At 61.0% G+C, this 12,696-nt stretch carries 11 protein-coding genes; 2 read left to right on the top strand and 9 right to left on the bottom strand.

Annotated elements, in window-relative coordinates; translation table 11 throughout:
* Positions 1 to 162: 162 nt before the first annotated feature.
* The 5 genes from gltP to R6G97_RS02605 all read right to left on the bottom strand — a co-directional run bounded on the left by gltP (position 163) and on the right by R6G97_RS02605 (position 4,202).
* Complete coding sequence (gltP, locus tag R6G97_RS02625; RefSeq protein WP_043207745.1) at positions 163 to 1,515, bottom strand: glutamate/aspartate:proton symporter GltP; 1,353 nt, start codon at positions 1,513 to 1,515, stop codon at positions 163 to 165.
* 731 nt (positions 1,516 to 2,246) lie between these two features.
* Positions 2,247 to 2,717, bottom strand: coding sequence for an inhibitor of vertebrate lysozyme family protein (locus R6G97_RS02620; RefSeq protein ID WP_043207743.1), 471 nt, complete (start codon positions 2,715 to 2,717; stop codon positions 2,247 to 2,249).
* A gap of 2 nt (positions 2,718 to 2,719) precedes the next feature.
* Positions 2,720 to 2,881, bottom strand: coding sequence for a DUF1328 domain-containing protein (locus R6G97_RS02615; RefSeq protein ID WP_003252966.1), 162 nt, complete (start codon positions 2,879 to 2,881; stop codon positions 2,720 to 2,722).
* 41 nt (positions 2,882 to 2,922) lie between these two features.
* Positions 2,923 to 3,207 (bottom strand): hypothetical protein, encoded by a 285-nt coding sequence (locus R6G97_RS02610; RefSeq protein ID WP_317847757.1) that lies wholly within the window; start codon positions 3,205 to 3,207, stop codon positions 2,923 to 2,925.
* Positions 3,208 to 3,380: 173 nt separating this feature from the next.
* The gene (locus R6G97_RS02605) at positions 3,381 to 4,202 is read right to left on the bottom strand and encodes a BON domain-containing protein (protein WP_043207740.1); all 822 of its coding nucleotides are present in this window, start codon (positions 4,200 to 4,202) and stop codon (positions 3,381 to 3,383) included.
* Positions 4,203 to 4,415: 213 nt separating this feature from the next.
* On the opposite strand from R6G97_RS02605, the gene algB reads away from it, so the two are divergent.
* Positions 4,416 to 5,762, top strand: coding sequence for a sigma-54-dependent response regulator transcription factor AlgB (algB, locus tag R6G97_RS02600; protein ID WP_043207739.1), 1,347 nt, complete (start codon positions 4,416 to 4,418; stop codon positions 5,760 to 5,762).
* Positions 5,759 to 7,537, top strand: coding sequence for a KinB sensor domain-containing domain (locus R6G97_RS02595; protein WP_182942108.1), 1,779 nt, complete (start codon positions 5,759 to 5,761; stop codon positions 7,535 to 7,537). Before algB ends, R6G97_RS02595 begins: the two co-directional genes overlap by 4 nt.
* A gap of 116 nt (positions 7,538 to 7,653) precedes the next feature.
* Here R6G97_RS02595 and R6G97_RS02590 read toward each other — a convergent pair whose 3' ends face one another.
* The 4 genes from R6G97_RS02590 to R6G97_RS02575 form a co-directional block, all read right to left on the bottom strand.
* A complete protein-coding gene (locus R6G97_RS02590; RefSeq protein WP_043207735.1) occupies positions 7,654 to 9,255 on the bottom strand; it encodes an EAL domain-containing protein in 1,602 nt (533 codons plus the stop codon).
* A 101-nt stretch (positions 9,256 to 9,356) separates the two neighbouring features.
* Positions 9,357 to 10,133, bottom strand: coding sequence for an N-acetylmuramoyl-L-alanine amidase (locus tag R6G97_RS02585; RefSeq protein WP_102082110.1), 777 nt, complete (start codon positions 10,131 to 10,133; stop codon positions 9,357 to 9,359).
* An 81-nt stretch (positions 10,134 to 10,214) separates the two neighbouring features.
* Entirely contained in the window at positions 10,215 to 10,610 is a 396-nt protein-coding gene (locus R6G97_RS02580; RefSeq protein WP_052352394.1) for a hypothetical protein, read from the bottom strand.
* A 96-nt stretch (positions 10,611 to 10,706) separates the two neighbouring features.
* On the bottom strand, positions 10,707 to 12,677 hold the full coding sequence (locus R6G97_RS02575) for a GGDEF domain-containing protein (RefSeq protein WP_317847756.1): 1,971 nt from the start codon (positions 12,675 to 12,677) through the stop codon (positions 10,707 to 10,709).
* Between the last annotated feature and the right edge of the window lie 19 nt (positions 12,678 to 12,696).

Here is a 12,696-nt window from a genome sequence, read left to right as displayed (position 1 = left end):
CCCTGAAAAATGCCCGAATGATAGCGTATCGCGCCAGTGGGCTGGAGCCAGGGCCAGGGCTTTGCCCTGGTCCACGGGTCAATCCGCTCCGGCAAAGCCCTGACAGATTGCCAGGCAACAAAAAGCCCCGATCGAGTCGGGGCTTTTTTTCAGCATGTGTGCTTAGTGGTTCTGCTGCACGGCCTTGGCAGGCTCGCTTGCAGTCGCAACCACGGCGTCATGCTTGTGGCCGGCCAGCAGCGAGCTGTAGTAGCGCTCGCCCTTGGCGGCGTCGTACATGCCTTCCCAACGGGCGATGACCAAGGCGGCCAAGGCATTGCCGATCACGTTCAGGGCGGTGCGGGCCATGTCCATGATGCGGTCGACACCGGCGATGAATGCCAGACCTTCCAGCGGAATGCCCACACTGCCCAAGGTCGCCAGCAAGACCACGAAGGAAACACCCGGCACACCTGCGATGCCCTTGGAGGTGACCATCAGGGTCAGCACCAGCAGCAGTTGCTGACTCCAGGACAGGTCGATGCCGTACAGCTGGGCAATGAAGATCGCCGCAATGCTCTGGTACAGGGTCGAGCCGTCGAGGTTGAAGGAGTAACCGGTCGGCACCACGAAACTGCAGATCGATTTCGGCGCGCCATAGGCTTCCATCTTCTCGATCACGCGCGGCAGGACGGTCTCGGAGCTGGAAGTGGAGTAAGCCAGGATCAGCTCGTCTTTCATGATGCGCATGATCTTGATGACCGAGAAGCCGAACAGGCGGGCAACCAGGCCCAGCACCATGAAGGCGAAGAAGGCGATGGCGAAGTACACCAGCAGGACCAGCTTTGCCAAAGGCAGCAACGAGGCGAAGCCAAAGTTGGCGACAGTGACCGCGATCAGCGCGAACACACCGATCGGCGCGTAGTTCATGATCATGTGAGTGACCTTGAACATGGTCTCCGACACAGCCTGGAAAGTGCGCACCAGCGGGTCGCGCAGATCGCCCGGCAGGCTCGACAGGCCCAGGCCGAACATCACCGAGAAGAAGATGATCGGCAGCATCTCGCCGCGGGCGACAGCCGCGAAGATGTTCGACGGGATCAGGTTGAGCAGGGTTTCGATGAAGGCATGCTCATGCTGCACCTCGGCCGCAGTGGCCTGGTACTTGGAGATGTCGACGGTGCCCAGGGTGCTCATGTCGATACCGGCACCTGGGTGGAACAGGTTGGCCAGCACCAGGCCCACGACGATGGCGATGGTGGTCACTACCTCGAAGTAGATGATGGTCTTCAGGCCAATGCTGCCCAGTTTCTTCGCGTCGCCAACTCCGGCGATGCCCACGATCAGCGACGAAATCACGATCGGGACGACGATCATCTTGATCAGGCGAATGAAGATGTCACCGGCAGGCTGCAGGACATTACTGATCCACCATGCCTTTTCTGCACTGAAATGGTTCAGCAGCGCGCCGATCGCAACGCCCAGGACAAGTCCGATGAGGATCTGCCAGGCGAGGCTCAGTTTTGCCTTCTTCATGTCTTTACCCTTTCTTCTAGTGGTCATGGGTGCCAGGCGGAAAAACGCATCCCAGAGCCTTTGCCAGCGTATTGGGTAGCGTTGGACTTCCGTGCGGCGACGCCATCGAAGGTCACCGCAAGCGAGCGTCGGACGCTCCGGCCTGCGAAAAAAGGCGGCAACTATTGCGACGGGACGGGGGTCAGTCTAATGCCGTAAATGACTACCCTATGCCGAATCGGCATGAGGCTTGAGAGGAATTTCGCGCATCAGAAGGGGTTGGTTTTCCGGTGTTCGGATTCCCGAACAAGACCAAAGCGCCATTTTTCGGCCGATTTATCGGCATCCATACGAGGGTTTTCTACCTTTGTTCGACAATCCGAATGGTGTCAAAGGTACTAAAGGTACGCGATGCGCCCATCGAAAAAATTTCGATATACGGTCGAGACAAAATGTGTCTTGAGGGAAAAATACTGAAAGCAACCTGACGTCTTTCTTATATAGGCGTCTCGGAAGTCTGACCTGGCTTTGCGCCTAATCTGACACCGCCGGTCAAAACTTCCGATACCGCCCTACCTGACCCGGCCCATTGCGGAGGTACTCCCTGTACCCCTAGGCCACTCCGATCCTGCAACAATCAGAACAGCCCAGCCCCTTGGTCATGCGTCACCCCTCCTCGGAGTGGCGCACCATAGAAGCCTGAAAGATAAAAAGGTTCAGCTTCTAGGACGTTACACATGCGTGACCCTTGGTCAGTACCACTTCGGATCCCGCTTGAGCTGCTCCTGCAGCATGGCTTTCATCCCATCGTCCGGATCACCCAGCCAGCGATACTGCGCATGTCGGGTGGGTGACTTGTCCGCGGGCAGGCCTTCGGGGACTTCGACGAGCATCCCGTAGGCATGATCCTTGTCCCAACTGAACGCCACCACGAGGCGCTTGTACGTGCAGTTGGACGGGGATTCGCATAAAGGGCCCACCAAGTACCGGTCACCATCCTCGGTAACCGCCGACATCTGGTGTTGCGAGCTGCCGGATAAATTGATGACCCAATCGGGCAGGCGCTCCTCGCCCTTGATCGTGTCCTGCCACGTTTCGCGGTAATCGGGGTCCGAACCGAGCAGCTGATCGACCCGAACCTGGCCGTCATTGGCCGCCATCGCCGCTGCGCTACCGCCCAGTAACAGGGCAGTAGCCAGGGCTTTGCATAGCATCCGGCTCATGCTCAACCTCTGCCGCGTCCGAAGAAGAAAGAAGCCACGAACAGCACCAGGAAGACGATGAACAGAATCTTCGCAATACCCGTGGCGGCGCCGGCGATACCACCGAAGCCCAGCACGGCAGCAACGATGGCGATGATCAGGAAAGTGATAGCCCAACTCAGCATGATGGTTCTCCTTTCTTTTTGAAATCGATCCGGTACGGCATTCAGAACACCCAGCGTTCTTCATGGACGACAGTGTCCAGATGGGCTGGCGAAGCCTTGGCAGCCGGCAACGGCGCGGTGGCTTTGACCAAGGTGTTGGGACGGCTCGCCTGGATCTGCGTCAACAGCGCGGTTTGCGCCGCCACCTGCTCGGCCAACCGCGCCGTCTGCCAGCTGTAGTAAAACTGGCCAGCGGCCAATGTCAGCAGTAGCGCAAGGCCCAGAAACAGGCACTGACGCCAGGGCGAATCGGCGATCTGCGGGCGGTTGACGAATGGGCGATTCATGCCGGCTCCTCCTGCTGTGTTTTTATTCGAACCTAGACAGGAAGTTGCAGCCTGCATGCCAGTCTTCGCCTTCTCTTAAAATCCTTTTAAATCAATCGCTTATATAACTCACCAAAGACCATCAAGCACGTATCCTGCACGATGGCCTATCTGGGGTCGTGCGTTTTGCACGATCAACCCTCAACCTTGCTCGCGACTTTCAACAGGTCGGCATCCACGCCTCGCACGCCGATGATCTGCCGTGCCACCTCCACGGCAATGGTCTTCTGCTCGCTGCTGACGACCTCACCGGAAAGCCGGACCATGCCTTGTTCGCTCGCCACCTTTAGGTTCAGGCCGTCGAGATTGCGGCTGTAGCGGTAACTGCTCTGGATCTTGTCGACGATCCAGTTGTCGCTGGGCTGCGGGCCGACCGGTGCATCCACGGGCTTCTCCCGCGCCTTGGCCATGGCGGCGCTGTCCAGGCTGACCAGGTTGTTGACCAAGTGCACCCCATCGGTGGTCCGCGCCAACACGCCTGCCAGCTCCTTGGCCTCGGCGCTGTCGACCTTGCCACGCAGGGTGACCACGCCCTCGCGGCTTTCCACTTCGATAGCTGCCTTTTCGGTAATACGGCTCCAGAGCAGCCGGGCTCGGATCACCGCTGCCAAGGTGGCGTCCTCCAGACGCTGGGCATAGGCACGCAGTTCAAGCGGCCGCTCGACCAGCGCCGGGTTTATCTGCAGTTGGTTGTCGACTTGCTCGATGCCGTGGGTGGCAAGCGCGACATGCTCGGCCAGCTGACGCTCGACATCGTTTTCCACCTCGCCGGTCAACCTGGCGTTCGCGCCATTGACTGTCACTTCGATGCGAAAGGGGTTGAGCACCCGGTTCAGCGACAGAGCTGTCTGCAGGGCGCCTTGCAGGCGCGCGTCCTGGACGGGATCGGCGAAAACCGGCGGCACGGCGGTCAGCATGCACGTCGTCAGCACCAGGATTCTCAGGGAAAAAGACATGTCAGCTCCTCCATCGGTGACATATAAAGAGAGAACCGTCGCAACCCCCATGCCAGTCCGCTGTCTTCTTTCTGAGCGCCTGCCCTGGCAGGGCCACGAGGCAGGAAAGGCTATTGGCTAGCATGCAAAGGGCGGATTCCTTCAGAATTGACCATGCAACTTGCCCGATTTTTCCGACACTAATTGAGATCAATCCCGAAGGAGCGCAGGAAAATGGAATCAGCCCAGGACAACCAAGGCCGCATTCTGCTGGTGGATGACGAATCCGCGATCCTGCGAACCTTCCGTTATTGCCTGGAAGATGAAGGCTACAGCGTCGCCACGGCCAGCAGCGCCGCCCAGGCTGAAGCGTTGTTGCAACGCCAGGTGTTCGACTTGTGCTTTCTCGATCTACGCCTAGGCGAAGACAACGGCCTCGATGTCCTGGCGCAGATGCGCATTCAGGCACCGTGGATGCGCGTGGTCATCGTCACTGCCCATTCAGCGGTCGACACGGCGGTGGACGCAATCCAGGCCGGCGCTGCCGATTATCTGGTCAAACCCTGCAGCCCCGACCAACTGCGCCTGGCCACCGCCAAGCAGCTGGAGGTCCGTCAGTTGTCCGCCCGCCTGGAAGCGCTCGAAGGCGAGGTGCGCAAACCCAAGGACGGCCTCGACTCCCACAGCCCGGCCATGATGGCGGTGCTGGAAACTGCCCGGCAGGTGGCAAGCACCGATGCCAACATTCTGATCCTGGGTGAGTCCGGTACCGGTAAAGGTGAACTGGCCCGCGCCATCCATGGCTGGAGCAAGCGAATGCGCAAGGCCTGCGTGACCATCAATTGCCCCTCGCTCAATGCCGAATTGATGGAAAGCGAGTTGTTCGGCCACACCCGCGGCGCCTTCACCGGGGCCAGCGAGAGCACCCTCGGCCGCGTCAGCCAGGCGGACGGCGGGACGTTGTTTCTCGATGAAATCGGCGACTTCCCTCTGACCCTGCAGCCCAAGCTGCTGCGGTTCATCCAGGACAAGGAGTACGAGCGGGTTGGCGATCCTGTCACCCGCCGCGCCGATGTACGTATCCTCGCGGCGACCAACCTCAACCTCGAAGAAATGGTTCGTGAAAGTCGCTTCCGCGAGGACTTGCTGTACCGCCTCAACGTCATCACCCTGCACCTGCCCCCGCTGCGTGAACGCAGCGAAGACATCCTCATGCTCGCCGAGCGCTTCCTGGCCCGCTTCGTCAAGGAATATGCCCGGCCCGCGCGAGTGTTCAGCGACGAGGCCCGCACGGCACTGCTCAACTACCGCTGGCCGGGCAACATCCGCGAACTGCGCAACGTAGTGGAGAGGGCGAGCATCATCTGTCCGCAGGAGCGCGTGGAAGTCAGCCATCTGGGCATGGCCGAGCCTCCCACCAGCAACGCACCACGCATCGGCGCCGCCCTGAGCCTGGACGAGCTAGAGCGCGCCCACATCGGCGCGGTGCTGGCGGCCAGCGATACCCTGGACCAGGCGGCCAAGACGCTGGGGATCGACGCCTCGACTCTGTACCGCAAACGCAAGCAGTACAACCTATGAAGTGGCCCATGAAGCTGCGCACGCGGCTTTTCCTGAGCATCTCGGCCCTGGTCACGGTCGCCTTGCTCGGCCTGCTGCTCGGGCTGGTCAGTGTGATGCAGATGGCTACAGTGCAACAGCGATTGGTGGGGGACACCACCCATACGCTGGAGATCGCCCTCAAGCTACGACAGAACCTTGGAGAGCAGTTGAAGCTCATCCTCGATGCGGACACCGACCCACGCAATCTGGTGACCCTGCAGGAAGACTTCCAATCCCTGCTCAACCAAGGCCTTGCCGAAGGCGGCGAGCGCACCGCCTTCAGCAAGGCCAGCAGCAATTACCAAGCCTTTCTCCAGGCCTACCGCGAAAGCGCGGCGCCCGCGCGCAGCATGGACACCGAGCAACCTTTGGGCGCCGCCTTCAATCAGGTCCGTACCGACCTGATCGACTCCCACAAGCAGGCCCTGGAGCGCATCACACGCAGCGAAGAACAAGCGCGCGACCGCGCCCTGCTGATCAGCGGCGTGCTCGGCTTGATGGGACTGTTGGTAGTGGTGCTCGGGTTCGTCACAGCGCACAACATCGCTCGCCGTTTCGGCCAACCCATCGAGGCCCTGGCCAAGGCCGCCGATCAGGTCGGCCAAGGCAATTTCGACGTCACCTTGCCAGTCACCCAGGCTACCGAGCTCAACCAGCTCACCCGGCGCTTCGGGTTGATGGCCGATGCCCTGCGCAAACACCAGGCCACCAACATCGATGAACTGCTGGCCGGCCAGCAGCGCCTGCAGGCCGTGCTCGACAGCATCGACGATGGTCTGCTGATCATCGACCGCCAAGGCCGCCTTGAACATTTGAACCCTGTGGCGCAACGCCAGTTGGGTTGGGACATCAGTCGAGTTGGAACGGGCCTTGCCGAAGCATTACAGCGCCCGGAGCTCGAGCCACAACTGCATCAGGTCTTGCGCGGCGGTAGCCTGGACCGACCGCCGGACGACCTGAGCATCGAGGTGGACGACGAAACCCGTCTGCTCACCTACAGCTTGACGCCGGTCAGCCACCCACAAGGGCCGATCCTTGGAGCCGTAATGGTGCTGCACGACGTCACCGAGCAGCGAGCGTTCGAGCGGGTGCGCAGTGAATTCGTCCTGCGGGCCTCCCACGAGCTGCGTACGCCGGTGACCGGCATGCACATGGCGTTTGGCCTGTTGCGAGAACGGGTGACGTTTCCACCCCAAGCGCGGGAGAACGACCTGTTGGACACCATCGGCGAGGAGATGCAGCGCCTGACCCAACTGATCAACGACCTGCTCAACTTTTCCCGCTACCAGAGCGGCCTGCAAAAGCTGGAGCTTTCGCCCTGCAGCATCGAAGAGCTACTCGAGCGTGCCCATTCACGCTTTGCCGAGCAGGCCGCGCAGAAGAACATCGAGCTGTTCATAGACGTCGAGCCCCCTCTACCACGCATCCCGGCAGACGCCGCGCAGCTGGACCGGGTGCTGGACAATCTGTTGCACAACGCGCTCCGTCATACCGCCAACGATGGGCGCATCCGGCTGCATGCGCGGCGGCATGCCGAACGAGTGATCATCGGGGTGGAGGACAACGGCGAAGGCATCGCCTATGGCCAGCAAGCCCGGATCTTCGAGCCCTTCGTCCAGGTCGGGCGCAAGAAAGGCGGAGCCGGTTTGGGCCTGGCGTTGTGCAAGGAGATCGTCCAGCTGCATGGCGGGCGGATGGGTGTGTATTCCCGTCCAGGGCAGGGGACGCAGTTCTACATGACCTTGCCCGTGTAGAACCTCCACCGTGGGCTGTGTGCTTCGCGAGTAACCTGCGCCCAGAGGATCCAGGCCGTTCTCGACAGCACCATTGAACTTGTAAGAGTGGGTTCACCCACAACCTTCGCCGCCGGCTATTTGCCTTTGCGCCGCTGACGAGTCACCAGTTCGGTGAACTGCCGGGCACTGAGCGGATGGGCAAACAGCCAGCCTTGCCCATAATTGACACCTTCGCTATTGAGTAACTCCGCCTGGTCCTCGCATTCGATCCCTTCGGCAATCACTCGCAGGTGCAGGGAGTGGGCCATGCGAATGATGTGCGGCGCCACGCCGCTGCTCGCAGCGTCATGCCCCAGCGCATCGATGAAAGCCTTGTCGATTTTCAGGCAGTCGACCGGGAGCGTCTGTAGGTAAGCCAGGCTGCAATAGCCTGTGCCAAAGTCGTCGATCAGGACCTGATGCCCCACCGCGCGCAAGGCCTGTAAATTGTCACGCGCCACCACCACATCGATCAGGCCCCGCTCGGTCACCTCGAAGGCGATCTGGCTGGCCGCCACCCGGTGATGCGCCAGCAATCGGGCCGCCACCCTTCCGATGCGTGGCACCATCACGTCACAGGCCGCCAGATTCACTGAGATGTACAGCGAAGGATTGGCCCGCAACAATTGGCCCAACTGCTCCAGCACCCGTTGCAACACGAAGTCCGTGATCTGGCGGATCTGCCCAGTGTTTTCAGCCAACGGGATGAACAGATCGGGACTGGTCAGCGAGCCATCCGGTCTGAGCCAGCGCACCAAGGCCTCAGCACCGACGCAACGGCGACTGTCGAGCTCGAAAATCGGCTGATAAAGCACCTGCAGCTCGCCCCGACGCAAGGCGTTCTGCAGCTCCGAACTCATCGAGCGCCGTTGCAGAATCAACTGCAGCACCAGCCAGCCGACGCAACAGGCCAATACCAGGCTGCCCGGAAACAGCAGCCAGAGCATCCCGTTCATCTTCAGAGGCAGGCCCGCCCGAGGCGCGATCAACACCAACTGGTAGTCGGGCGAGTTGGTCGGCATGTGATAGAGCAACCAGTCGTTCTTCTCCAGCAACGACTGGTTCGGTGGCGGCGGCCATTCCACTGTCGGCGGAGGCCAGCGCTGGGGCGGGCCGAGCACGGGGATCGCCCGGGTACCATGGTCGAGCACGACCAGCACGCTGCCACCCGGCGGCAAGTCGACCACATCGGAAAGATGACCCCGCGAGGTAGATACCAGGAACTTGCCGCGCCCCAGCATCAAGGCGGCCAGGTTCTCGTTCGGCTCGGTGCTGGTGTTGAGCCAATAGCTGTAGGTGGGCCCCTGGATGTCCGGAGCACGAAGGGGTTCGAGGGTGCTCTCGGCGCCACGGCTGGAGCAGACTACCGCGCCGTCCACATAGGCGGCCTCATAGATGAATCGCGAACTCAAGCCGATCTGCTGCAAGGCCGCAACCATCGCCGCATCACAACCGCGCAGAGGTTGCGCCTGCAATTGGTCCACGCCTTCGCGCAACTGGCCGAAGATCTGTTCAAGGCGCTCCAGGAAACGCTCGCCCCGGGCGTTCATCTGGGCGCTTTCGTTTTGTTTCATCTGCTGCAGCGCGACACCAAAGCTTCCTGCGAGCAGCACGATTGCGCTGGAAAATGCGGCCAGCCCAGCCAGCATCCAGGGACGGTGGAAAATTTGACGCAGTGTCGCAAGGAAGGCTGACATCACAGGCATCCAGTTGATTACCAAGAGGTATAGCAACTCTGCGAGAAGTCAGCCTGCCCGTTTGGCGTATGACACCATCAGAAAGGTTTCGTTACCGTTACTCAGCGCGAGCGATTCAAGACTTGCAGCATCGCCGCGGTCTGTGCATCCGGCATGCCGTCGAAGCGCTGAGGACGGAAGCGCATCTGGAAGGCCGCGATCACATGGCGAGTGACAACATCCAGCTCGCCGGTCTGCTCGATCGCATAACCGAATCGCGCCAATTGCTGCTGATACCAGCTGATGGTCGGAGGATTGACGCTGAAATATGCCTGTTGTCGTGCAACGGCATTTGCGTCTGGCCAAACGCCAAGGCCGGCATCGGCGAGACGTTTCCACGGGAACAGCGGGCCTGGATCAAGCTTGCGCAGCGGCGCGATATCACTGTGGCCGATGATGTGCCGTGGCTCGATGTGATTGCGCTTGACGATATCCTTGAGCAACGCGATCAAGGCCTGGATCTGAGCCTCGCTGTAGGGGTGCCAGACGCGCCCGTTGGGTGTGTCGGTGTAGCCTGGGTTGACGATCTCGATGCCGATGGAGCTGGAGTTGAGCCAAGTACGCCCTTGCCATTGGCTGTCGCCGGCATGCCAGGCCCGGCGGTTTTCATCAACCAGTTGATAAACGGTGGCTGGCCCATCGCCGACCAGGTAATGGCTGCTGACCTCGCCATGGGTCAGCAAGGCCAAGGAGCGCTCCAGGGATGCGTTGGTGTAATGCAGGACGATGAACTGGATACGGCTGTCATGGTTGACGGAAGGATGGTTACGGTCGATCCGCAGGCCGGTGGAGCAGCCAGCCACCATCAACAACATCAGCCCGGCAAAAAGCGTTTTCATGGGAGAGGGCACGTCAGTAAAGTAATCGGCAACAGCGCTACAGTATAACGTGCACTTCTCACTACAGCTCGAGAAACGCAATCACCGCGTGCACATCAAAAGAAACTCCAGGTCGTTGTCGCCACTGGGTCCTTTCTTGTCGACCAGCTGAGTCATCACGTCGACCTTTTCTGCCGAAGGCTTGCCCGTTACCTTGGCTTGTCCATGCAGCTGGCGATCGTAACTGCTGGCATCGATGGCAGAGACTGTGCAAAAGCCCGGGTCCTGCCGCACAACCTGCTTGTTCAACTTCAGCTTGTACAAGCTGAAGTAGTTGGGCTGGGGCTGATGGGTGATGTCGGAGATCCATTTCGGGGACTGCCGCAACAGCGTGCCATCCGCCGCCACATGAGCGGTAAACACATGTTCTTTGGCCATTGCGGTCGTCTGCACGGCCAGCACCATGGCAAACACGGCCAATCCGTTGAGTGCTTTCATCTGCTATTTCCTGTTCGATCAAGGGGCCGAAACCTGTCCATCAGGTTTCCGGTCGACCATTGTCAGCACCAGGGTCGCAGTGAATGCGGTAAATAATTATGCCTGCTCCACGCGATTGCGGCCCTGATCCTTGGCTCGGTACAGCGCGTCGTCCGCGCGCTTGAGAACCTGGTCGCCTCGCTCGCCAGAGCGGAAAGCGCTCAGGCCGATAGAGGTGGTGATCACCACCCGCTCGCCCTTGAAGTGGAACGGGCAGGCCTCGACGGCCGCTCGCAAGGTCTCGGCCAGCTTGAGGCCGACAGCAGGCGAGGTCTGCGGCAGCAACACGACAAACTCCTCGCCGCCAAACCGGGCGATGAAATCCTGCTCTCGCAGACGCTTGCGCAACTGGTCGGCGACGATCTTGAGGACCTTGTCGCCAGCCAGGTGACCATAGTAGTCGTTGATCCGCTTGAAGTGGTCCAGGTCGAGAATAGCCATCAGCAGATGCCCGCCGTGGGCCTGCCAGTGCTGGACCTCCCGCTCGACGCGCTCCGACCAGGCCGCACGATTGGGCAGCCCCGTGAGAGGGTCGAGCAGGGCTTTCTGGCGCTGTTCCTCCAGGTGTTCGCGATAACCGAGGGCTTCCTGCTCCATGTTCGCCACTCGATCGGCTAGGCCCTTCAAGCGGTCCGCCAGCTCCTGCTCACGACGATCGCGCTCATGCTGGTGCTCATCCATGGTGTTCAGCAAGCCTTCGAGGCGGTTCTCCAGGATGAGCTTGAGGCTGTCCACGTCCGCGGCGCCCTGCACACTGCTTTGCAGGCCATCGACCTGCTCACGCAACTGGTTGTCCAGTTCACGCGCGGCGCAGCTGTTGTCGGCATGCCCGGCACTGGCCTCTTGCAGGTGGCTCTGGAAGGTTTCCAGGCGCCCGTTGAGCTGTTGCAGGTAGGCTTCGAATTCATGCTGGCCGCTGTCGGTGATGGCCAGCATAAGCACGGCCAAGTCATCGAGCACCGGAATCAGCTCGTACCAGTTCAACCCACGCGATACCCGCTCGCGCATGGCCAACGCCTGTGCCTTATGGCGCTCCGGTAGGCTCAGGTCGTCGAGCAGGCCGATCAGCGTCTGCTCGATATGCGCCGCGACGGTGCTGTAGGGGGGTTCCACAGCGTCAGGGAGGGCATACGGGCCTTCTGCTTCCAATGTGCTTTGCACATGAGCAAGCTCTTGCTCCGCGACGACGGCAGACGCGTCGGCAGGCTCGATTTCAATGGGTGACGACGAAACCGCCTCAGGGCTTTCAGGCAGCGGCAGGGTTTCCAGCGCTCCTTCGTGCGGGCGAGGCTCGTCGGTACCGCTCAGCTCAGCTACTTCGACGTCCGTTTCAGGGGGCAGCGCATCGTCATCGCGCTCAGCAGCCTGCCCAGGGTCTATCTGCGGTTGCGCCAAGGGATGCAGTTCATCCACATCGGCCAGCGCCGCAGGTTCGGCCAGCGTTTTTTCGAGGATCTCGGCAGGCCTGGCCTCAGCAAGCTGGGTGGCCGGCTCCAGGTCCGCCTCGCGGCCGCCGAACAGCCGCTGGAGGAATCCTGGTCGCGGTTCTTCATCGGGCCTTTGCAGCACGCTCAGGGCGCGACCCTGCAGGCCGCTCAGCTCGCCCAGCAGCGGCGGCAGCTCTCGGGACTGGCTAACCCCACCATCGAGTTTCTTTGAAAGTTTCTTCAGGGGCCGGGCGATATCACCGGGCAAGGGCAAGCGCTGCAGTTGCTCGACCAGCGAGGTCAGGGCTTCGCTGACCTGCGTCATGCGGGTCTCGCGGCGCTGCTCGGAGTCCAGCACGGCTTTTTCCAAGCGTGGCAACAGGCCCGCAAGCCCCGCGTCCATGTTGTCGCTGCGAATGACCTCGCGCATTTCCTTCATGCACTGGTCGACTGTCTTGTCGCTGCCCTCGGCCGCCAAGGTGCTGCGCACCAGGCCGCGACGCAGCAGATCGAGACGAGCTTCCCAACGGCGCTCCAGCTTCTCTTGCTGTTCGATGCTTTTGAGGTACTTCTCTTTCCAGCGCTCGCCTTCGTCTGTCATGCCTGGATCCGCAAACCGG

Source organism: Pseudomonas sp. HTZ2, from assembly GCF_033173945.1.
Taxonomy (GTDB): domain Bacteria; phylum Pseudomonadota; class Gammaproteobacteria; order Pseudomonadales; family Pseudomonadaceae; genus Aquipseudomonas; species Aquipseudomonas guariconensis.
The sequence above is the reverse complement of the archived record's forward strand: the minus strand, read 5'-3'. Positions and strand labels throughout refer to the sequence as shown.